Below are 23,765 nucleotides of genomic sequence, written 5' to 3'. Positions count from 1 at the left end.
TGCACCAACAATTGAATTAAATTATCAACCTTTACAAACTTAGTGAATTATGGTATTTGCATGGCATTAAAACTATAGGGGGTTCTAATGTGGGTGAAAAGCAGCAACTTATTAATGCAGGGCATTACCTCATTTCAAATCAACTAGCATGGGGAACATCGGGTAATATAAGTGCCCGTATTGATTCTAATCGAATGATTATTACTGCTTCCGGAACATTTATGGCTAATCTTGGTCAGGACGATTTTGTCGATTGCCAGATTGATACGGGACAGATCGAGGGAACACGAAAAGCTTCTAAAGAAACACCGATGCACTTAGGTATTTACCGGCAGCGTAAAGATGTAAAAGCAATTCTGCATGCTTCTCCATTATACACAACTTTGTTTTCTTGTAGTTATGAGCCGATTCTCTCTGAGTTATTTGTAGAAACAATGTACTATCTGGAAAATATAGCCTATGTAGATTATTATCATCCTGGCTCACAGGAATTAGCTGAAGCAATAACAGAACAAGCACCAAATGCGAATATTATTATCATGCGAAATCACGGAGTTGTTGTATTCGACGATTCGGTATTAGAGGCTCAAATGAGATTAGAAACATTAGAAATGGCTTGTCGAATGATATTAAAAGCTAAAGAATCCGGTGTTCAGCTTAAGATGATTCCAGAAAAAACTGTCCAAAGTTTTTTAGAAGATTCTTTTTACAAGACAAGAAAAAAATGAATCAAAAGCCTTCTATTATAATTTAAGGATCAGCAGATGATGAAATGGATATTGAATAGGAGATATACATGCAACTTGATTGTTATGGGACCAATGAATAAAGCTTCCAAAAAAAGAGTTTACAGGAGCTTACTAGTTCTGAAATATACATTATGTCGATAATATCCATACTGGCATAGACGGACAATGCAAGATAGAAAAGAGGAATAGACGTGAGAGAAGTAATTGGAGTTGTAGCTGATGATACAACAGGTGCAAATGACATAGGCCTTATGTTCAGTAAGGGGAAATATATTTCGAAAGTTCAGACGTTTGATGAAGAAATGAATGTAGAAGCAGATTCTGATGTCATTATTATTGATACAGATAGTCGATTAGATCCACTTGATTTAAGTTATCAAAAAGTATACAAAGCTACTAAAAAACTGCAAGAAATAGGATGTTCTTTATTCTTTAACAAAACATGTTCGGTTTTTCGTGGGAATATTGGAAAAGAATTCGACGCTATGCTAGATGCACTTGGTGAAGAATTTGCTGTTATCAGTTTGGCTTTTCCGAAAAATGGTAGACAAACAGTCGGAGGAGTCCATACCGTGCATGGTAACCTTCTAGAGCAGTCAGAGTTTGCCAATGACCCTGTTCATCCTATGCGTGAATCAAACACTGTTTCGATTTTACAAAAACAAACATTCAGGAAAGTAACATCTATAGACTTGAATATAGTAAGACAAGGCGCAACAGCTTTACGAGAAGCAATTGAAGAAGTACGGAAGAATTTCAATTATTGTATTATTGATAGTGAAACACAAACAGATTTAACCATAGTAGCTGAGGCAATTCATGATTATAAAGTTTTATGCGGGAGTTCCGCTATTGCAGAAGAGTTACCAAAGTTTTTATGTCGAACTCCAGTAGAAAGTCCAGTAAAGATTTTAGACATCAATGACAAACACGGAGTACTTGTGATTTCCGGTAGCTTAACTCCGCAAACAAGAGCACAGACAGCACATCTTATTTCTAACGGAATTCCATGCATGGTCCTTGACTCCAGAAAAGTCTTTTCATCGGTTGAATGCGATGAAGAAATTAGAAGGCTGGTCATCGAAGCTCAAAATCTGCTAAAACGAGGAAAAGATGTTTTGATCATGGCTGATAATAGACCGGAAATTGTTTTACAAACTAAGTTGATAGGTCAGGAAAAGAAAATTGACCCTCTATTAATAAGTAAAATGGTCTCAGCAGCACTAGCTGATGTTACAGAGCGTATTGTAGATGAAACTAGTTTAAAGAGATTAATAGTAGCAGGCGGTGATACATCAGGAACAGTTACTCGTAAATTAGGAATAAAAGGAAATTATGTATTAGAAGAAATTGAAACTGGATTGCCCTCTGGATTGGCTTTAGGTCGCCATATGTTAATTGTCTTAAAATCAGGCAGCTTTGGTAATACTAAATTTCTATCTCATGCTATTGGTCATTTGAAAAGTCTCTCAGAATAAAGCAGAATAGAGAGGGTGATTAAATGGACCTCTTCCTTATCCATAAACCACACAATCATATAATTGTATGAAAAAGGATGCGTATTATGCCGATTAATTCTTTTGAACACTATCCGATGAGCTGGAAACCATCGATTGATAAAACTAAAAAACCAATATATCAAGCACTGGCAGGGCAATTGGAACAGGATATTTTAAACGGAGTTTTATTACCTGGGACAAAACTTCCTCCACAGCGAGAACTGGCTGATTATTTGGATTTAAATTTGAGTACCATTTCAAAAGCGTTTAAAGTGTGTGAGTTAAAGGGCTTGTTAAGTGCAACCGTTGGAAGTGGCACATTTGTATCGTATGATGCGTTATCGAATGCGTATTTACTTGAAGATACAAAGCCGAAGCATTTAATTGAAATGGGGGCGACACTTCCAGATAATGCTTCTTACGAACCACTGCTACTACAACTGAAAAGTATGCTGCAAGAGACAGATTATGAAAAATGGTTTGGTTATGGTCGAGCAGGCGAAAGCCTTTGGCAAAAGGATGCTGCTATAAAGCTGATCCGAAGAAGTGGGTTTGAAACAACAGTTGATCATATTTTATTTGCAAATGGGGGGCAAAATGCGATTGCTGCCACACTGGCAAGTCTTTGTAAGCCTGGAGATCGCATTGGTGCTGATCATCATACGTACCCTGGCTTAAAAACTGTTGCAGCGATGCTTAGTGTACAAGTAGTACCGATAAAATCAGAGAATTATGAAATGAGTCCAAATGCCTTTGAATATGCGTGTAAACATGACAATATTAAAGGCATTTACTTGATTCCAGATTGTCATAATCCGACAGCTTCCTTTATGTCGGTCGAGAATCGAAAAATGATTGCTGCAATTGCCAAAAAGTATAATCAGTTTATTATTGAAGATGCGACGTATCATCTTCAAAATGAAAAACCACTTCCAGCAGTCGCATCATTTGCACCAGAACAGGTCATCTATATTGCGAGTTTATCGAAATCAATAGCACCGGGATTACGACTAGCCTATGTAGCAGTGCCGAGTCGATTCAAGGAGCCAATTTCAAAGGCACTTTATAATTTGAATATATCAGTTTCCCCATTATTAGCAGAATTGGCGGCACGTACGATTGTATCGAATCAATTTGAAGTCTTGATTGAGGTTCATCGGGAACAATCCATTCGCAGAAACCAAGTCGTGAATCGATATTTGGCAGACTATACGTGTTTAGGCGGTGAAACAAGCATCTTTCGTTGGTTGCTATTACCAGGCAAGAATACAGGTGCGGAATTTGAATCATTAGCCGCACAGCAGGGGGTACAAGTGTTTGCGGCTGAACGTTTTGTAGTTGGAAATAGTTGTCCAGAGAGGGCTGTAAGGGTTTCTGTCTGTGCAACGGAAACGCTTGAAGAACTTGAGCGAGGATTGATCATTCTTAAACGTTTACTAAAGGATCTTACTTAATATTGTGTGCCATACAATTATAATATTGTATGGTTTTTTTATTAGTGATAAGATGTTTGAAATCTAGTTGGAGGATGAAATGAAATAAAATTAGCTTTCTAGAAAGGTAGGTTAGATCGTGTTACAAGATAGAGTAAAAAAGCCAGACGCTCAACCGGATTGGTTACAAGTCTACATTAATTCTTCGGAAAAACAAAAACAACTATATAAAAGAACATTAATAGTTGTTATCATTTCCCAAATTTTTGGAGGAGCAGGACTTGCAGCAGGTATAACAGTGGGGGCACTTATAGCCCAAGACATGCTAGGTACAGATAGTGTATCGGGAATCCCTACAGCGTTATTTACTTTAGGGTCAGCAGGGGCTGCACTGGTTGTGGGACGTCTTTCTCAGCGATTTGGACGTCGTTCTGGACTCGCGACAGGATTTTTGGCTGGGGGTATAGGTGCCATTGGTGTAGTCATTTCAGCCTTAACAAATAGCATCCCACTTTTATTTATTTCGCTGCTTATCTATGGGGCTGGTTCAGCAACAAACTTACAAGCACGCTACGCAGGAACTGACTTGGCAAACTCAACACAAAGGGCAAAGGCAATTAGTATGGCTATGGTTTCCACCACATTCGGTGCAGTTGCAGGCCCAAACCTGGTGGATGTAATGGGTGAGTTTGCGGTATCCATAGGGATTCCTTCTTTAGCTGGTCCATTTATATTAGCTGCCACAGCTTATATACTTGCTGGTTGTGTTCTGTTAATTTTACTTCGTCCTGATCCCTTTATTGTTGCAAAAGCATTATCGGATGCTCAAAGTAAAACCAGTAATTTACCTTTAGAGGGAAATGCGTCATCGATGAACAGGCGAGGAATTTTTGCAGGAGCATCAGTAATGGTTCTAACTCAATTTGTGATGACGGCAATTATGACGATGACACCCATACATATGGGACATCATGGACATGGTTTGAATGAAGTGGGGCTTGTCATTGGATTTCACATAGGTGCTATGTTTTTTCCTTCATTAGTTACAGGTTATCTTGTGGATAAAATTGGCCGTTCTGCTATGGCCATTGCTTCTGCCGTTACGCTACTTGCTTCAGGCATTCTAGCTGCCATGGGTCCTGCTGATTCGATGGTAGTCCTCATTACAGCACTTGCTTTACTTGGACTTGGCTGGAACTTTGGGTTAATTAGCGGGACAGCAATCCTAGTGGATGCAACTCCACCATCTACTAGGGCTAAAACTCAGGGTTCTGTAGATGTTTGGATTGCTTTGTCAGGAGCATTGGGAGGAGGCTTATCAGGAATCGTTGTAGCCCATTCTAGTTATGCAAGCCTTTCAATCGCTGGCGCTTCGCTTTCATTACTACTTATTCCAATTGTTATTTATGCCAATAGAAAAGAAGGTAAGGTCGAAAAAAGTATAAATAACTGAAAATTCTAGATATTAATAAATAAATTTCAAAAGATTCTGAATGTTACAAAAAAGGGGAGAGTATTTAAAATGGAAAATAAATTTGCTGAGAGAGTTCGTTTAGTAAAATCTTCGGAGACAAGAGAAATACTAAAAGTAACAGAAAGACCAGAAGTCATCTCTTTTGCGGGAGGATTGCCAGCTCCAGAGTTGTTTCCTGTAGAAGCTCTTAAGGATGTATGCCATGCTGTGTTGAATGAAGAAGGTCCTGCTTCTCTTCAATATAGTACGACAGAAGGATATATTCCTTTAAGGGAAGGAATTTGTAAAAGGATGGAAGTTACCGGAATCAACTCTACTATTGATAATGTTCTTATCACATCAGGTTCCCAGCAAGCACTCGACCTTACTGGAAGATTATTTATCAATGAGGGAGATACGATTATTTGTGAAAGCCCAACCTATCTTGCAGCAATTAACGCATTCAAGTCATATGATGCCAAATTTGTTGAAGTGGCTATGGATGATGATGGAATGGTCATGGAAGAGCTAGAGAAAAAGCTGCAAGAGCATCCTAACACAAAATTCATCTATACGATTCCAGATTTCCAAAACCCTACAGGTCGTACATTAAAACTCGAAAGACGAAAAAAAATGATTGAGCTTGCTAATCAATATGATGTACTGATTGTAGAGGATAATCCCTATGGAGCTGTAAGATTTGCTGGAGAGGCACTCCCGCCTGTGAAACATTTTGACACCGAGAGTAGAGTAATTTATATAAGTACCTTCTCTAAGATTTTTACTCCCGGTCTTCGCCTTGGATGGATTTGTGCAGATAAGCATTTCATTGATAAGTTTGTATCTTTTAAGCAAACAGCTGACTTGCACACTGATAGCTTTGCTCAAAGAATCACAGCAAAGTATATGGAACTTTACGATATCGAAGAGCACATTAATAAAATCAAAGCTGTTTATAAAGAAAGATGCACAGCTATGTTATCTTGTATCGAAGAATTTTTCCCGAAAAATATAACCTATAGTAAGCCAGAAGGTGGATTATTTATTTGGATTGAGCTTCCTGAACCTGTTGATTCGAGGGAAATATTCACTGAATGCTTGAAAAATAATGTTGCTTTCGTTCCTGGTGCCCCATTCTTTCCAAATGGCACAAAGAATAATACTTTACGTTTAAATTACTCTAATATGCCTAAAGATAAAATCTTTGAGGGCATGAAGCGTCTAGGAGAAGTAGTACAGCATGAATTAGAAAAAGAGAACACTCTTTTATTAAAATAATTAAAAAATTGTTTCTTTGTAAAATAGGCGTTATATTTGTTTAATTCAACCATACCGTACTATTAAATAAGGGATTTTGATTTTGAAATTTATTCAAATAACGGAGATGCATTTTGTTACAAAGGGAAAAAGACCAATATTAAAAGAGACGGCTCTTTCACAGGTGCATTCATACAATAGTATTTTTTAAGGGACCAGGGGGTCCTTTTATTTTGTTCTTAATAAAACGTATTGACAGCTTCGCTTGGGTAAATACATGTGTTCACTCATCGGTTAAGTTTACGACAACCATTAATCTTATTACTAAAAGAGGTTCGAGCAGATTATCCCCTGTATCTTATCGTCCTATACGGCATAAGAAGTTCAAGTTCGATGATAAAAAAATCAGAATTATTAAGGAGAAAATAAACATTCCTGGATTTAGCTTGTTAACGGTTTAAAAACGAAGTCATAGCTAGCCGATTGTGATAATTAAGGTATAATGATAGGGGAAGATATTTTTTAACGGATTAGGTGAAGATGAACATGAAGCTAATCATTGCGGAGAAACCGGATCAAGGTTCAACGCTAGCGGCTCAATTTAAAACGAAGAAACAGCAAGGATATATAGAAATCATGCCGAATGAATTATTTCCCGATGGTGCATATGTAACTTGGGCCGTCGGGCATTTATGTCAACTCGTTTCGCCGGAAACCTATCATTCAAAATGGAAAAAATGGTCGATGGAAACGTTGCCGATGATTCCGGAGAAATTTCAATACGAAGTGACCCGACAAAAGGCAAAGCAATTCAATGTTGTGAAAACCTTGCTCAGGAAACCGGAAGTCGATGAGATCATTCATGCAGGTGATGCCGGGCGTGAAGGGGAATTGATTGTACGCAATATCGTTAATTTATGCAATGTCAATAAACCGATGAAACGGTTATGGATTTCCTCTTTGACCCCAAAAGCGATTTATGAAGGATTCCAAAATCTGAAGAGCGAGGAAAAAACCAGGCCGCTCTATTATGAAGCGTATACGAGAGCCTGCGCGGACTGGGTTGTGGGAATGAATGCGTCGAGAGCGTATAGTATTTTATTGAAACAAAGGGGCGTTTCGGATGTGTTTTCAGCTGGAAGGGTTCAGACACCGACTCTCGCCTTGATTGTGAAGCGGGAAATGGAAATTGAGCAATTCAAGTCTGAACCGTTTTGGGAAGTGTTCGCTGATTTCAAGATGGATGGAAAGAAATATCAGGGAAAATGGCAGCAGAACAATGATCCGAGAATCAAGACAAAAGAAATGGCTGATAAAATTGCCGCTTTTTGCAAGGGTAAGGAAGCTGAAATAGCTGAAATGGATACAGAAAGGAAAGAATTTCAGCCGCCTTTGTTATTTAATCTCTCATCATTGCAAGCGACAGTGAACAAGATTTATAAATATTCGCCGAAACAGACGCTTGATATAGTACAAAGTTTATATCAAAAAGGGATCGTTTCTTATCCACGTTCAGATTCCAATTATGTGACGGAGGGGGAAGCTGAAACATTTCCCGAGATTTTGCAAAAACTAAGCGGATTTTCGGAATATGAATCGCTGTTTCCTTTGCCACAACCGAACATCATGAATAATAAACGGTTTGTAAATGAAAAGAAAGTGACTGATCACTATGCCATCATCCCGACGGAGCAGGTAACTGACCCAAAGCGGCTTTCCGCTGAAGAACGGAATATTTATGACTTGGTGGTACGCCGCTTGATTTCGGCCCATTATGACAAAGCCATTTTCGATTACACCACCATTAAAACCCTTGTCGATAAGCGTGCCGAATTCATTTCTAAAGGAAAGCAGCAGATTCAAGAGGGATGGCGCAAAGTGATTTTCCAAAATGACAAGGAAGACGATGATATCATTTTGCCGTCCGTCTCAAAAGGGGATTCTGGAAAGGTCGCCAATATAAAGGTGAAAGAAGGGAAAACCCAGCCTCCTAAGCGCTATACAGAAGGTCAGTTGATTACTTTGATGAAGACTGCCGGAAAGCATCTGGATAATGAAGAGTTAGAAAAGGTGCTGATGAAAACCGAGGGTCTTGGAACCGAAGCAACCCGCGCTGGCATCATTACCATGCTTAAAGACCGTAAATACATCAATGTAAAAAAAAACCAGGTGTTTGCGACAGATAAAGGAAAAGTGCTGATTACCGCGATAGGGGAGAAAATCCTCGCTTCACCCGAGATGACAGCCAAATGGGAACAGCGTTTAAGGGAAATCGGTGAAGGGAAGGCTTCAGCTGGCGGATTTATGGAAGCTGTTAAAAAGATGTCAGCAAAAATTATCAGTGATGCGGTGGAATCATCGGAAAGCTGGGATTTTCAAGGGCTGGACACCGAGTCGATTCAACGGAGCGGCCCTAAAAAGAGAAGTTCAGCATCTGTGGGCAGCTGTAAACTATGCGGTTCTAAGATAGTCGATAAAGGGGAATTCTATGGGTGTGTTAGTTATCAAAAAACAAAGTGTAACTTCACTATCTCCAAAAAAATCCTTAATAAGAAAATCAGCCAAGCAAATATAAAAAAGCTATTGGCGAGCGGTGAAACGGATTTGATAACCGGTTTTAAAAAAGGGGAAAAGACCTTTGATGCCATTTTATCTTGGTCCGACTCTGAAAAGAAAATCAGTTTTACATTTCCGACAGAACAAAACGTCAAGCAAACTTGAGAAGTAACTACATTAAGGCGCCCTGAGACTTATGTCTTCTTGTTTCGGGGTCGTTTATATAGTAAAATTTTTAGATATGCGTTTGAATGGGAGGATTCCGAATGCCTACACCGAGCATGGAGGATTACATAGAACAAATTTATTTACTTATTGAAGAAAAAGGATATGCAAGAGTTTCGGATATTGCCGAAAATCTTTCCGTCCACCCTTCTTCTGTTACAAAAATGGTTCAAAAACTTGATCAGGAAAAATATTTGATATATGAAAAGTACCGGGGTCTCGTTTTAACTGCAAATGGGAAGAAAGTTGGTAAAAGGCTCGTATACCGCCATGAACTTTTAGAACAGATGCTAAGGTTGATTGGGGTCAAGGAAGAAAATATTTATCATGATGTAGAGGGGATCGAACACCACCTTAGTTGGAATGCCATCGATAGGATTGGAGACCTGGTTGAATTCTTTGAAGAATCTCCTGACCGTGTCGAGGATTTACGAAAGATACAAAAAAGAAATGAAGAAAATTCAAAATAAGCTGCCGCTGGCAGTTTTTTTTATGTATTTGAAAATCATGTGTATATTGGAACGAAGTTATAAAAGAGGATTTTTTAATTTTTAGCAGAATAGCTATAAAGAAGCCCCGGCATTGTGAATCGGGAAACTGATTGTTTTAATATAGTAGGAACTTGCCTAGATAGGAAGGGGAATTTCTGATGAATATACATACCTGGCATGAAGAATCGAAAAAGGAATGGGATGTTTTTGCACCTATGTGGGTGAAGAATTCGCAAGAAATGTGGGAAACGGGGAGCCGGAAAAACATTATTCCTTTCTTTTCTGAATATGTACCTTCGGGAGTGAAGGTAGCTGACATTGGCTGTGGAGATGGAGTTGGTTCCTTGAAATTGGCCGAAGCGGGATTTGAAGTAACCGGAGTTGATTTATCCAATGTGATGATTGAATTTGCAAAGGGGAAAACCGCTCTGCAACCAGACCTTTCTTTCCTGCAAGGGGATTTTTATAATCTTCCATTCAAAGATGAAGAAATGGATGCGGCAATGGTCATCAATTCTTTGGAATATACGGGTGAACCATTAACGGTGATGAAGGAAATTCAACGGGTAATGAAGCCTGGCGGTTATGCTTGTTTTGGTATACTTGGTCCAACAGCTGAACCACGAAAAAAATTCAGTTTTCAACGGTTATTAGGAGATAAAGTCATCATGAATACAATGCAGCCTTGGGAATTTGAAAAAATGGCTTTAGAAACCGGATGGAAGGCAGTGGCTGATACCGGCGTTGGAAAGAGGGGGGTGGACTATACAAAACTCGGGCATTTTTCAAAGGAGTTAAAGCAAGCTGTATCGTTCATGTGGCTTTTCCTCCTACAAAAAGAGGTGGGGCAGTGATGGAGAAGTATCAAATCGATCAATTCGTTGAAAAGACGAAGCAACAGGATAAAGGGCAAGGTTTATTCGAACTTGAAACGGAACGAATTTTGGAGATTAATTTGGAACAGCAGATCTGGGCAAAAATGGGGACGATGGTTTCTTATCGCGGCCATATTAAATTCGAGCGGGAAGGTATCTTGGAGCATGGTCTTGGTAAACTTTTCAAAAAGGCTTTGACAGGTGAGGGTGCATCTTTGATGAAAGCGACTGGAAACGGAAAGCTATACGTCGCGGATCAAGGAAAGAAGATTTCCATTATACAGTTAGATGGTGAATCGATTTGTGTTAACGGAAATGATTTACTTGCATTTGAGCCGGGGATTCAACTGGATATAAAAATGATGAGGCGCATTGCTGGGTTATTGGCGGGTGGATTGTTCAACGTAAGGCTCGAGGGTAGAGGCATGGTCGCATTCACTTCCCATTATGAGCCGCTTACTTTAATGGTGGAACATGGGAATCCGGTCTACACGGACCCGAATGCCACAGTGGCTTGGTCAGGGGAATTGCAGCCTGAATTCGTAACGGATGTTTCACTGAAGTCGTTTTTTGGAAGAGGAAGCGGAGAATCCGTTCAAATGAAATTCGAAGGTCAAGGATTTGTGGTAGTCCAACCATTTGAAGAGGTTTATTTCGGGAACAAGGAATCATGAAAAAAACAACCTGAGTCAGAAACTCAGGTTGTTTCCCCATGATAATCGCAAAGTGGCTGCCAGTAAACGATTCACTTAAATGTTAAAGCTTCTTTTTTCTTACCCTTTCAATCCCACTCATAAGGGGTTGATTGGTAAACATAATAGTTCAGCCAATTCGAGAACATCAGGCTGCAATGGCTCTTCCAGCGGTGAAGTGGTACCTTGGTCGGGTCGTTATCAGGAAAGTAATTTTCAGGAAGTTGCGTATTGATTCCACGCTCCCTATCGCGCTTGTATTCTTCACCAAGGGTATCGGCATCATACTCGAAATGGCCGGTAACCATAATTCTTTTTCCATCAACTGAAGCGGCAATCAATACACCAGCTTGATCGGACTGTGCGAGAACCTTCAGTTCCGGATGGTTAACTAATTTTTGGTAGTCAATATCCGTATGGCGAGAATGAGGGGCCATAAAATAATCATCGAATCCTCGGACTAGATTTTCATTCGGTTCAAGGACTTCATGGGTGTATATCCCGAAGCATTTCTCAGGAAGTTCGTATTTGCCAACTCCATAATGATGGTACAGGGCAGCTTGTGCCCCCCAACAAATATGTAGGGTGGAAGTGACATTTTCACTTGACCAGTTCATGATGCTTTGCAGTTCTTCCCAATAATTAACGTCGGAAAATTCCAGCTTTTCTACTGGAGCGCCTGTAATGATCAAGCCGTCATATTTCTTTGTGCGGATATCATTAAATGATTTGTAAAATTGATCTAAATGAAATTTACTTGTGTTTTTTGATTCATGTGTGCTCAAGCGCAGGAATGATATATTTACTTGAATGGGAGTATTGCCAAGAAAGCGAAGTAACTGGGCCTCCGTTTTTTCTTTCTCTGGCATTAGGTTTAAAATTAATATATTCAATGGACGGATTTCTTGATTGGTAGCTCTTTCCTCATCCATTACGAAGATATTTTCCTGTTCTAAAATTTCTTTTGCTGGCAGTTGTTCCGGAATTCTGATTGGCATGATTAGCCTCCTTCTTCAAAAATCATAATATTTTAATTATATAGAAAATTATTGAATAGAAAAGCTATTTTAATAATTTCTTGTAAAACCCGAAGGAAATGTTCCGGGAATGGTAAAATGGGTACATCATGAATACATAAACTATGAACTTGGAGAGGTGTTTGGAGATTGTTTGATCCTACAGCATTTGAAAACATGAAAGTGGTATTGGAAGGAGCGGTTTACGATCGTGACTTCATTGGAGATATATTGGTCATAAAACGTGATGATATAGTGAATCTCTCGACTATGTCCAGATCATATAAGATTGAGATGGAATTGAAAAAATCAATCGCACCTGTTTCAATTAGCGGTGCCATCGAGTTACAGGCATCACTTAAGAACCTAAGTTCGGAGTTACTCGATGCAGCTATTGATGATACGCATACGGGCTGCACGGTCGATATTTTCATTACTTTTCCCAAAAAACTCGATGAAGTGAATGAAGAACAATTGTTGAATGATCTGGAAAAAATTTGGGGAGATCAGAGAATCATTACAGTGACGACAAGCGATACGGTCAGTAAAAAAATGCAACACGTTTCTTCTTCTATATATAAAGTTTCATTTGGAAGGCTTGTAAAAGAAGAGCAAATGGATGATTTGGAAGACATGGTGGAGTATTTGATCCAATCCATACAGGCAGTTAAGATTCAAGGATGATAGGAAAGGGATAAAAGTTGGTAAACCTACCTTTAAATACGGTAAAATGAATCATCATACTAAAGGGAGAGATCATACATGTCCATTTACGAATTTGAAGTCAATAAAATCAATGGAGAAACCATCTCGCTTGAGGAATATAGAGGGAAAGTGATGATTATAGTGAATACCGCGAGCAAATGCGGTTTTTCGCCACAGTATGATGATTTGCAAAGCCTGTATGTGCAATATAAAGAGGATGGGGTTGTCGTGCTTGGTTTTCCTTGTAATCAGTTTTTGAATCAAGAGCCGGGTGATGATCTGGAAATCGATTCATACTGCAAATTGAATCTTGGTATAACATTCCCGATGTTTGCAAAAGTGAATGTCAATGGTAAGGAAGCCCATCGCTTATTCAGCTACCTGACTGAAAATGCTCCTGGAGTGATGGGGTCCAAATCGATAAAATGGAATTTTACAAAGTTCCTGATTGATCGGAATGGAAATATAGTGAGCCGGTATGCACCTAAAACAAAACCCCTGGAAATGGAAGAGGATATAAAAAAATTATTATGAAGAATGATATTGAGTCCAGCGGAATCTCCAGTTGGACTCTTTTTTATGAGGTAAGATATTTATATGCATCCAAAAGGGGACAGATGGTTGGAATGTTGAATATATATAGAAGACACTAATGAGGGGGGAAACCATGGAACGAATAGCATGGGTAACAGATAGTACGGGAACTCTGGACGAAGAATTATCATTGAATGAACATGTATACGTCGTTCCGATGGTCGTCATCATTGATGGGAAGGAATATGAAGATGGTGTCGACTTATTACCTGAGGAATTATACCGGCGGATGGGTGAGGAAAAAATCACCGCCACTACGTCACAGCCTTCGGTCGGCAGATTCCAAGAGTTATATAAGGAGCTTGAAAAACGCTATGATCGAATCATAGCCGTACATCTTTCAAGTGAATTGAGCGGGACCGTTTCCTCGAGCAGGCAGGCAGCAAAAATGGTGTCGATTCCTGTTGACGTTTTTGATACGTTACTTATTTCCTTTCCAATGCTATTAATCTTGAAAAAGCTCATGCATTATATTGATAATGGCGATTCCATCAATGAGGCTTTCGTCAAAACGAAAATGTATGCTGAAAACCATGAAACTTATGTATTAATCGGTTCTTTAGATCAGCTGCATCGCAGCGGCAGGTTATCGAACGCACAGTATATTCTGGGAAGCCTATTGAGCTTTAAACCCATCATTTCAATCGAAAATGGTGTGCTTCATACTAAATCTAAACCTCGGAACCTTAAAAAAGCGGAAAAACAGATCTTCACTGACTTTCGCAGATCAGTCGAAGCGGGAAAAGTAAAAGAATGCACCATATTATATGGTGCAGTGTTGGAGGAGGCACAAAGATGGAAAAAGATGATTGCCGAAGAATTTCCTCATGTGTTGATCCATATATCCCCACTTGGCAGTGCCATCGGCGTGCATACCGGTGAACAGACGATTGGGATCAGTTGGTTCAATGAAGATTAAAGCACACCATTATTGAGAACCATGGTAAAATAGAAGGGACATGGAGTGGTGATATGAAACAAAAGATGATTGAATTGACGGAGAAGTATGTATATGACCAATTGAATTCTGATGCCAGCGGCCATGATTGGTTCCATATCGATCGTGTTCGTAAGCTGGCTTTACATATTGCAAAAGAAGAACGAAAAGGAAATGAGTTTATCATTGAATTGGCGGCCCTGCTTCATGATATCCCGGATGATAAACTAAACCAGGAAGCCGCTGAAGGCTGGGAAAAGCTTGACGATTGGTTTGATGAAATAAAGTTGGATCTTGATAGTGTTGATGCCATCAAACAGATCATCCATACAATTTCATTTAGTGCAGGGCAGTTGAAGCTTCCTTCGATCGAGGCTGAAATTGTTCAGGATGCGGACCGCTTGGATGCAATTGGTGCCATTGGCATTGCCAGGACATTTGCATTTGGCGGAAAAAAGGGACAACTTATGTATGATCCTTCATTGCCAATAAGGGAAAACATGACCAAGAAGGAATACAGGAGTGGCAAAAGCTCATCCATACATCACTTTCATGAAAAATTATTGCGTTTGCAAGATATGCTCAATACTTGTACAGCCAAGAAGATAGCAAGTGAAAGGCATGAATATATGGTTGGATTTTTAGAGGAATTTAATAAGGAATGGGATGTACGATTATGAAAGTTTTTAGCATGGAACATGTAATGAAAACCCAAGGGGAAAAGCTGCTTTTTAAAGATGTCACTTTTTCCATTACCGAAGGGGAAAAAATCGGGATCGTCGGTATAAACGGTACCGGCAAATCGACATTATTGAATATCATCGCAGGCTTGGAAGACAGTGATTTAGGAACGAAGGACCATCCGAATGATTACACGATTTCCTATCTATCCCAAGATCCGCATTTTGATGAGAAATTGACGATCATGGAATATATGTATGAAAGTTCGACAGCTGTATTTTCGTTGATTAAGGAGTATGAAAAAACGCTCGTTCAACTTCAGGTAGATCCACAGAATAGCGTAATTCAGGACCGGTTGTTAAAGCAGCAACAGGATATGGACACGCTTGGTGCATGGGATGTAAGCGCCAATGCCAGAACGATACTGACCAAGCTTGGTCTTCCTGATCACTCAAGGAAATTGGGTGAACTGTCAGGTGGCCAAAAAAAACGTGCGGCCCTGGCAAAAACCTTGATTGAGACCCCTGATTTATTGATTTTGGATGAGCCTACGAACCATCTCGATTTTGAAAGCATCACTTGGCTTGAAGAATATTTGGGGAAATATCAAAAGTCCGTATTATTTGTGACCCATGATCGATATTTCCTTGATCGCGTGTCCAATAAGATTTGGGAAATTGCCCAAACGCAGCTTTTCGAATACAAAGGAAACTATGCGGATTATTTAGAATCAAAGGCCGTTCGTGAAGAAAACGAATCGGCTGAAAGATCGAAAAAGGAAAGTCTATTCAAAAAAGAACTGGCCTGGATCCGTAGAGGCGCAAAGGCCCGTACAACGAAACAAAAGGCCAGGATCCAACGCTTCGAAACATTGGAATCAGGTGTAAAGGATAAGCAGAAAACCGAGAACCTGGAAATGGAATTAAGCGGTGCCCGCCTTGGGAAAAAGGTACTCGAGATGCAGGATGTTTCTAAATCCTTCGGTGATCGAACCATCATCAGCCATTTTTCCTTCCTCTTCAAACCGGGTGATCGAATTGGGATCGTCGGTAATAATGGAAGTGGAAAATCAACCTTGTTGAATATCCTGGCCGGACGGGAATCGATAGATGAAGGAAACCTGGAAAAAGGGCAAACCGTGAAAATAGGGTACTATACGCAAGAAAGCGTCGATATGGATGAGAATTTGCGCATGATCGAGTATATTCGGGAAACGGCGGATTCAATCGCCCTTAAAGATGGCAGTTTCATATCGGCTGCGCAGATGCTTGAAAGGTTCTTATTTCCAATGGGCTCTCATGGGACGCCTATTCGCAAGCTGTCCGGAGGGGAGAAAAGGCGTTTATACCTTCTTAACATTTTGATGTCGGCACCTAATGTCCTGCTCTTGGATGAACCGACAAATGATTTGGACACGCAAACCTTGACCGTTCTGGAGGATTATTTAGAAACGTTTGCAGGTGTAGTCATTACTGTTTCACATGATAGGTATTTCCTGGATAAGACGTGCCATCAGCTTCTTGTTTTCAAGAATAAAGCTGAAATTGATTTCTATTATGGCAGTTATTCAGAGTTCTTGGAAGAAAAGACTGAAGAGGCCGTGCCAGTAAAAGCACCAGAACCTCAGATGAACCGGACCGAAAAGAAAAAGAAAAAACTAACTTATGCGGAAAGTAAGGAATGGGAAGAGATAGAAGGGAACATGGAAAGGGTCGAGCTGCGCCTAAAAGACATAACATCAGAAATGTCGGCAGCGGGAAGCGATTTTGAAAAAGTCCGCCTGCTGCTTGAAGAAGAAAAAGAACTAACGGATAAATTAGACCATTTGATGGAAAGATGGACGTATTTAGCGGAAAAATTGGAAGAGGAATGAGCGAAAAGATCGGTCCAAGGGAGTAAACCTGGACCGGTCTTTTTTTAGCCAATCTCAATTGCATGAGAATCTGTTGCCGATGTGATAATATCTAGTACATGGAAACGTCTTGTAAAAGGAGAGAAATGCATTGAAAATCAAATCGATAGAACCTACACCAAGTCCGAATACAATGAAAATCAATTTAACTGAAGAATTATTAGCCGGTAAAAGCAATAATTATAAGAAAGATCAAGCTGACCAAGCACCCCAGCTGATTAAAGATTTATTTACGATCGAGGGAGTGAAAGGGGTATATCATGTTGCGGACTTCTTAGCCGTTGAGCGAAATGCGAAATATGATTGGAAAGATATCTTGGTCCAAATCCGTCAGGTTTTCGGGGAAAAAACCGAAGAACAAAATCAACAAACGGCATTAAATGAGCATTACGGTGAAGTTACTGTTGCCATTCAACAATTCAAGGGCATTCCGATGCAAATTAAAGCAAGTGATAGCCAACAAGAAAAACGTTTTGCCTTACCGGATTATTTCATAAAGGGCATTTCCGCTGCCCAAAAAGAAGATGACAATGTAGTCCTGCTTCGAAAATGGAAGGATTATGGCGTAAGATATGGGGATATGGAAGATATCGTGAAGGAAGTATCCGATGAGTTGATTGCAGCTTACCCGGAAGAACGAATTAATCGGCTGGTAGCCGCTGCAAAAGAGATGGTGGATACGAAGGAAACAATTTTGAAACGGCCAAAAATTAAACTGACTGCAGAAATGCTGAATGATGAAAGCTGGGAAAAGCGTTATCAGGCATTAGAACAAATGGAAGATCCCACGATTGATGATATACCCGTATTGGACATGGCACTCTCGGATAGTAAGGTCTCCATTCGAAGGCTCGCGGTTGTATACTTGGGAATGATCGAAGATAGAAAAGTGCTTCCGAGCTTGTATAAAGCATTGAAAGATAAAAGTGCAGCCGTAAGACGTACGGCTGGGGATTGTTTATCCGATCTAGGCTTTGAAGAAGCGATGGGAGAAATGTCTCAATCACTTTCGGATAAAAATAAATTGGTTAGATGGAGGGCGGCGATGTTTTTATATGAAGTGGGAAATGAAACGACCCTCCCTTATCTTAAGCAAGCGGAACAGGATCCTGAATTCGAAGTGGCCCTGCAGGTTAAGATGGCCATTGACCGTATAGAAAATGGGGAAGAAGCAAAAGGTTCGGTTTGGAAACAAATGACGGAATCAAGACAAGCGAATGACAAGTGAGATTTAATGGGAATAACTTTATGGAATCTATGGTTACAAGCAAAAGGCATGCGGATAATTTAATCTGCATGCCTTTTTATTTTTGAAGCGGATTGTCAAGTCATTTGTCGAATGTTCTCCTAGGTTGCAGTTCAAAACCTTCAAAGTGTCTAATTTCTCCTCATTAGGAAGTTTTTGAGATATGAATTTGCACTCTATTATTTTAGTAAAATGATTTTTGTAGATATTTTGTATTGAATGGTTGCATTTGTATGTAAATATGTTAGAATTTTTAGAGTATACTAAAAATTATATTATATTGAATCATTTTAGTGGAAATTGGGGGTACAACAAATGTCTACATCAAATATGAGAAGTGACATGATTACAAAAGGGGTCGATCGAGCTCCACATAGAAGTCTGTTGCGGGCAGCAGGGGTTAAAGAAGAAGATTTCGGTAAACCGTTCATCGCGGTTTGTAATTCATACATCGATATCGTTCCAGGTCATGTCCACCTTCAGGAATTCGGGAAAATAGTGAAGGAAGCGATTCGCGAAGCTGGCGGTGTTCCTTTTGAATTTAATACGATTGGGGTAGACGATGGAATTGCAATGGGTCATATTGGTATGCGCTATTCTTTGCCAAGTCGTGAAATCATCGCGGATTCCGTGGAAACTGTTGTATCAGCACATTGGTTTGACGGCATGGTTTGCATTCCAAACTGTGACAAAATAACTCCGGGAATGATGATGGCAGCACTTCGTGTCAATATTCCAACAATATTCGTAAGCGGCGGACCCATGAAAGCAGGAAAAGACAAAAACGGTAAATCCCTTTCTTTAACATCCGTTTTTGAAGGTGTGGGCGCTTATCAAGCAGGTAATATCAATGAAGAAGATTTGCAGGAAATCGAGCAAGTTGCCTGCCCTACTTGCGGTTCTTGTTCAGGAATGTTCACGGCAAACTCCATGAACTGCCTGGCAGAAGGCTTAGGAATTGCGCTTCCGGGAAATGGTACGATTTTGGCGGTAGCCGAGGAACGTAAGGAATTCGTTAAGAAATCGGCAAAACAATTGATGGAGTTAATCAAACAAGATATTAAGCCTCGTGATATCGTAACGATTGATGCAATTGATAATGCCTTTGCATTGGATATGGCGATGGGCGGTTCGACCAACACTGTTCTTCATACACTTGCATTGGCACATGAAGCAGGTTTTGAATATCCTATGGAACGCATAAATGAAATAGCTAACCGGGTACCGCATCTAGCGAAAATCGCACCGGCCTCCGATTATCATATTGAGGATGTACATAATGCCGGTGGTGTAAGTGCCGTCATTAATGAGTTACTCAAAAAACCAGGTGCCTTTAATGGGGATTGCCTTTCCGTCTCAGGTAAGACGCTCCGCGAAAATGTTGCCGGTTGTGAAATATTGGACAAGGATGTAATCCATCCGTTAGATAATCCGCATTCTGAGCGTGGCGGGCTTGCGGTATTATTTGGTAACCTTGCTCCTCAAGGCTCCATCGTAAAAGTAGGGGCGGTTGACGAATCAGTTGGTGGCTACCACAGGGGTCCTGCCATTTGTTTCGATTCCCAGGAAGATGCACTTTCAGGAATCATTACTGGAAAAGTAAAAGAGGGGAATGTAGTGGTCATTCGTTACGAAGGGCCAAAAGGAGGGCCGGGTATGCCGGAAATGTTGGCACCCACTTCCCAAATCGTCGGAAGGGGACTTGGAGCGAAAGTCGGTTTAATCACGGATGGCCGCTTTTCAGGCGCATCCCGAGGCATCAGCATTGGTCATATATCCCCTGAAGCAGCTGAGGGAGGCCCGATTGCCTTTGTTGAAGATGGAGATATCATCGAACTGGATTTGAATAATCGTAAAATCCAATTGGAAATTTCCGATGAAGAATTTGAAAAACGCAAAGCTAATTGGAAAGGCTTCGAGTCAAAAGTCAGGACAGGCTATTTAGCACGTTATTCCAAACTTGTGACGAATGCCAGCTCAGGCGGCGTGATGAAAGTTTAAGGTAAAAAGAAAATTACAACATGGGGGCAGAATGAAAGTGGATTCTGACTCCATGTTTTTTTAGTGAACATTGAAATTTTACAAAGCTTTAAGCGTCATTTTTGCATATGCGCTAAGGAATATAGTATGATTATACTAATTGAAGAATTGTAACCAAGGAGGTTTTTTTATGTCGATGGCATATGATGAATATATGAAACAAATGGTGAAACCAATGCGCGCGGAACTGGTGCAAGCAGGTTTTGGTGAGTTGGAATCCGCTGAAGCGGTTGAAAGCTTTATGGAATCGGTAGAGGGTACAACACTTGTGGTCGTGAATTCAGTTTGCGGCTGTGCTGCCGGGTTAGCCCGTCCAGCTGCCACTCAAGCCGTACTCCAAGCAGACACTAAGCCAGATCATTTGGTAACTGTATTTGCCGGACAAGATAAGGAAGCGACAGCTAAAATGCGGGAATACTTCGATGGAATAGAACCTTCTTCACCATCCATGGCTCTTTTAAAGGGCAAAGAAGTCGTACATTTCATTCCACGCCATGATATAGAAGGTCAGCCAATGGAAGCTATCATGGAAAATTTATTGGCGGCGTTCAGTCAAGTAAATAAGTGATGAAACGGAATGCCCTGGAAACAGGGCATTCTTTTCAAATTTTAGAGAGTATGAAGGGGTAGGATACATGTTTGTCACAACAGTAGGAAAAGCCGATAAAGAAACGATGATATTAGCCAAAAGGCTAGCTGAAGAATTACAAATCCCCTTTATAGCCAGAAGAAAAAAATCTGTCAGAGATATCCAAGCGGAACAGAATGAAGATGATTGCCTTGTTTTTGGTAAAAAACGGATGGAGTTATACCGATACCAGGAAAAAGAACCATTCTTTTTTCACCCGAACCTAGCGATGATCCGTATAAAAAGAATAATGCGCGGAGAGAGTGACCCATTTCTCATTGCCGGAGATATAAATGAAGGGAACACTGTGCTTGATTGTACCATGGGTCTGGGCTCGGATGCGATAGTCGCAAGTTTCGCAGTGGGTGAAAATGGAAAGGTTGTCGCATTGGAAGGAAATCAATACTTGGCCTTGCTCGTGGACCATGGGGTGAAGACATGGGAGCAAGCAGAAGAAAAGATGATTTTTGCGATGCGAAGAGTTGAGGTCATGCACGGTGATCATTACGAAATTTTGAAAACATTTCCGGATAATCATTTTGATGTTGTATATTTCGATCCCATGTTTGAAGAAACGATTCAGGAATCGAATGGAATCAGGGGACTGACTCATTTTGCGGTAGGTAAGGATTTATCTGTCGACATAATGAAGGAAGCCAAGCGGGTTGCAAGCAAGAGAGTCGTGTTGAAAGACCATTTTCGCAGCACCCGCTTTGAGGAATTTGGATTTGAGGTAATAAGGAGAAAAACATCCAAATTCCATTTTGGCTTCATTCAATCCAGTGATCACGATGTATAATCTGTTTCATCAAGACCCATGGCACAGCCTTCTCGACTAGAATCTGCAGCACCATAGTTCGAGCCATCGGGGTTGATTTGAATCGCTTGGACATTCCCTATAGAATGGGGGACATCATTAAAGGCGAAGCCCATCGCTTCCAAGTGGCCTTTGCTAGCCATATCCATTCCAGGCTCCCATTCAATATGCGGGCCCATTGGAGTGAAAATTCTTGGTTCCTCGATGGCTGCTTTCAAATCCATTTTTAAATCGAGTACATTAATGATTGTTTGTACGACTGAACTGATGATGGTCGGTCCACCAGGTGAACCTAACGTCAGAATCGGCTCACCGTCTTTAAAGATGATGGTAGGGCTTTTACAGCTGACAGGGCGCTTATTGGGCTGAACTTCATTCATGCCGCCTGGAATGGAATCGAAATCAGTCAGCTCGTTATTCAGCATGAAACCATAATCGGAAACCATGATCCCTGATCCGAATGGATGTTCCACTGTAGATGTGCATGCTGCGATATTACCCCATCTGTCACGGACAGTGAAGTGTGTCGTTTCACTGATATCTTCTTCATAAGGCTGCGGAATGACTTCCCTTTGTTTCACGGAATCATAAATCCAAGGGTTTCCGAAGTCAATTGCATTATTTCTTGTTTTGAAATTAATGAATGAGCGGCGTTTAGCTATATAATCATCATGCATGAGACCCGCCAATGGCAATTCGGCAAATTCAGGATCAGCGAGAAATGCCTTTTTATCTGTAAATGCCAGTCGCATAGCTTCTGCTATTAAATAATATTTTTCCCAAGAACGGACATCATATTGTTCTATATGGAAGCTCTCCAATATTTTCAGGATTTGGATGACCGTGAATCCGCCTGCACTTGGGGCATTCGATGATGCAATTAGATAATCTTTATAAGTCCCATACATGGGTACATCGATTGTAGCTTTATAGTCCTTTAAATCTGAAAGCTCCATGAACCCTCCAAGTTCCTGTATGCAGGAAATGATGCCCTCTCCGATTTCACCTTCATAAAAAGCGGAAATGCCCTCACGTTGTAATATCCGATAGGTATTCGCCAGTTTTTCTTTTATGAGCAGATCGCCATCTTGATACGCTTTACCATTTGGCATGAAGAACTTACGCGCTTCATCACCCAATCGATATTCAAAATTTTTAAGAGCATCGCAAAGAACCCAATTGACGGGAACTCCTTTTTCTGCAAATTCAATGGATGGCTCGATGAGGTCAGCTAATGGCTTGCTCCCATGTTCGTTGAGTGCTTCATCCATGGCTTTCAGTATTCCAGGAATCCCAACCGCTGTAGCTTTGATTGATCTTTCTTTAAATGGGATGACCTCCCCTTTATCATCAAGAAACATGTCTCGATGAGCGGCTTTAGGTGCCCTTACATGACCATCGTATATTTTCGTTTCCTTATCCTTAGCGTTATATACCATAAGGAAACCACTACCTCCTATACCAGTCATCATGGGTTCCACAACATTTAGGGCAAATTGGATGGCAACCGCAGCATCGACCGCATTTCCACCTTCACGTAATATTTTTTCCCCAATGGAAGTGGCTACAGGATGAGCTGTAACGACCATTCCGGCGTTCCCCTTATCTGTTTCCCTTTTGTAATCCTTATCTTTAATGAGTTCATAGTTGTTTTCCAAAATGATTCCTCCTTTTATCTGCCAAAAGGTAAGGCTTATGATTGAAAGAAAAGAAAACCTTGTCATTGTAGACGAATGACAAGGAGATTTTTCGTAGGTATTTATTTATTCTTAATCAGCAAATGATAAATATACGAAAAATGCTAATGTTACAAGACATAAAGCCACCATGGCAGTCGTAGCCATATAAGACCCTCCTTAATAAGACTTGAATCTAATTAAGTTCTCCAAAAATCGTCAAAATCCTTCATTAATATGTAAAATTGTTGATATTTAATGAGAAAGTTCGGGCTCATAAGGT

General features: G+C 40.3%; 20 protein-coding genes. 18 read left to right on the top strand and 2 right to left on the bottom strand.

Annotation, left to right across the window (positions count from 1 at the left end; genetic code table 11):
• Positions 1-89 precede the first annotated feature (89 nt).
• The 9 genes from ACQKNS_RS20635 to ACQKNS_RS20595 all read left to right on the top strand — a co-directional run bounded on the left by ACQKNS_RS20635 (position 90) and on the right by ACQKNS_RS20595 (position 11,212).
• Positions 90-728, top strand: a complete 639-nt coding sequence (locus ACQKNS_RS20635; protein WP_427645123.1) for a class II aldolase/adducin family protein — start codon at positions 90-92, stop codon at positions 726-728.
• 212 nt (positions 729-940) lie between these two features.
• Entirely contained in the window at positions 941-2,227 is a 1,287-nt protein-coding gene (locus ACQKNS_RS20630) for a four-carbon acid sugar kinase family protein (RefSeq protein WP_427645122.1), read from the top strand.
• 86 nt (positions 2,228-2,313) lie between these two features.
• Positions 2,314-3,702, top strand: coding sequence for a PLP-dependent aminotransferase family protein (locus ACQKNS_RS20625; protein ID WP_427645121.1), 1,389 nt, complete (start codon positions 2,314-2,316; stop codon positions 3,700-3,702).
• A 115-nt stretch (positions 3,703-3,817) separates the two neighbouring features.
• Positions 3,818-5,134: an MFS transporter gene (locus tag ACQKNS_RS20620; RefSeq protein WP_427645153.1), complete on the top strand. Its 1,317-nt coding sequence runs from the start codon at positions 3,818-3,820 to the stop codon at positions 5,132-5,134.
• A gap of 69 nt (positions 5,135-5,203) precedes the next feature.
• Entirely contained in the window at positions 5,204-6,412 is a 1,209-nt protein-coding gene (locus tag ACQKNS_RS20615; RefSeq protein WP_427645120.1) for a PLP-dependent aminotransferase family protein, read from the top strand.
• 525 nt (positions 6,413-6,937) lie between these two features.
• Positions 6,938-9,112 carry a DNA topoisomerase III gene (locus tag ACQKNS_RS20610; protein ID WP_427645119.1) on the top strand — a complete coding sequence of 725 codons (2,175 nt, stop codon included), beginning with the start codon at positions 6,938-6,940 and terminating at the stop codon, positions 9,110-9,112.
• 101 nt (positions 9,113-9,213) lie between these two features.
• Positions 9,214-9,642, top strand: a complete 429-nt coding sequence (mntR, locus tag ACQKNS_RS20605; protein ID WP_063234342.1) for a transcriptional regulator MntR — start codon at positions 9,214-9,216, stop codon at positions 9,640-9,642.
• 179 nt (positions 9,643-9,821) lie between these two features.
• Positions 9,822-10,517 (top strand): class I SAM-dependent methyltransferase, encoded by a 696-nt coding sequence (locus ACQKNS_RS20600; RefSeq protein ID WP_427645118.1) that lies wholly within the window; start codon positions 9,822-9,824, stop codon positions 10,515-10,517.
• On the top strand, positions 10,517-11,212 hold the full coding sequence (locus ACQKNS_RS20595) for an AIM24 family protein (RefSeq protein WP_427645117.1): 696 nt from the start codon (positions 10,517-10,519) through the stop codon (positions 11,210-11,212). Before ACQKNS_RS20600 ends, ACQKNS_RS20595 begins: the two co-directional genes overlap by 1 nt.
• A gap of 107 nt (positions 11,213-11,319) precedes the next feature.
• Here the strand turns inward: ACQKNS_RS20595 and metA are convergent, their stop codons facing one another.
• On the bottom strand, positions 11,320-12,228 hold the full coding sequence (gene metA, locus ACQKNS_RS20590; protein ID WP_427645116.1) for a homoserine O-acetyltransferase MetA: 909 nt from the start codon (positions 12,226-12,228) through the stop codon (positions 11,320-11,322).
• 168 nt (positions 12,229-12,396) lie between these two features.
• On the opposite strand from metA, the gene ACQKNS_RS20585 reads away from it, so the two are divergent.
• The 9 genes from ACQKNS_RS20585 (at position 12,397) to ACQKNS_RS20545 (ending at position 21,788) form a co-directional block, all read left to right on the top strand.
• Positions 12,397-12,930, top strand: coding sequence for a hypothetical protein (locus ACQKNS_RS20585; protein WP_427645115.1), 534 nt, complete (start codon positions 12,397-12,399; stop codon positions 12,928-12,930).
• A 78-nt stretch (positions 12,931-13,008) separates the two neighbouring features.
• Positions 13,009-13,485 (top strand): glutathione peroxidase, encoded by a 477-nt coding sequence (locus ACQKNS_RS20580; RefSeq protein ID WP_427645114.1) that lies wholly within the window; start codon positions 13,009-13,011, stop codon positions 13,483-13,485.
• 133 nt (positions 13,486-13,618) lie between these two features.
• Entirely contained in the window at positions 13,619-14,464 is an 846-nt protein-coding gene (locus tag ACQKNS_RS20575) for a DegV family protein (RefSeq protein ID WP_427645113.1), read from the top strand.
• A gap of 53 nt (positions 14,465-14,517) precedes the next feature.
• Positions 14,518-15,162, top strand: a complete 645-nt coding sequence (locus ACQKNS_RS20570; protein WP_427645112.1) for an HD domain-containing protein — start codon at positions 14,518-14,520, stop codon at positions 15,160-15,162.
• Entirely contained in the window at positions 15,159-17,036 is a 1,878-nt protein-coding gene (locus ACQKNS_RS20565) for an ABC-F family ATP-binding cassette domain-containing protein (RefSeq protein ID WP_427645111.1), read from the top strand. Before ACQKNS_RS20570 ends, ACQKNS_RS20565 begins: the two co-directional genes overlap by 4 nt.
• 130 nt (positions 17,037-17,166) lie before the next feature.
• Positions 17,167-18,303, top strand: coding sequence for a conserved virulence factor C family protein (locus ACQKNS_RS20560; protein WP_427645110.1), 1,137 nt, complete (start codon positions 17,167-17,169; stop codon positions 18,301-18,303).
• A gap of 348 nt (positions 18,304-18,651) precedes the next feature.
• Positions 18,652-20,322, top strand: coding sequence for a dihydroxy-acid dehydratase (gene ilvD, locus ACQKNS_RS20555; RefSeq protein WP_427645152.1), 1,671 nt, complete (start codon positions 18,652-18,654; stop codon positions 20,320-20,322).
• 169 nt (positions 20,323-20,491) lie between these two features.
• Positions 20,492-20,929: a BrxA/BrxB family bacilliredoxin gene (locus ACQKNS_RS20550; RefSeq protein WP_427645109.1), complete on the top strand. Its 438-nt coding sequence runs from the start codon at positions 20,492-20,494 to the stop codon at positions 20,927-20,929.
• Positions 20,930-20,996: 67 nt separating this feature from the next.
• Positions 20,997-21,788 carry a class I SAM-dependent methyltransferase gene (locus ACQKNS_RS20545; protein WP_427645108.1) on the top strand — a complete coding sequence of 264 codons (792 nt, stop codon included), beginning with the start codon at positions 20,997-20,999 and terminating at the stop codon, positions 21,786-21,788.
• Here the strand turns inward: ACQKNS_RS20545 and ggt are convergent.
• Positions 21,776-23,464: a gamma-glutamyltransferase gene (gene ggt / locus ACQKNS_RS20540; protein ID WP_427645107.1), complete on the bottom strand. Its 1,689-nt coding sequence runs from the start codon at positions 23,462-23,464 to the stop codon at positions 21,776-21,778. The genes ACQKNS_RS20545 and ggt overlap by 13 nt on opposite strands.
• Positions 23,465-23,765: the final 301 nt, after the last annotated feature.

The organism is Peribacillus sp. NPDC094092, assembly GCF_050279365.1.
In the GTDB taxonomy this organism is placed as follows: domain Bacteria; phylum Bacillota; class Bacilli; order Bacillales; family DSM-1321; genus Peribacillus.
This window is presented reverse-complemented; position numbering and strand designations above follow the sequence as displayed.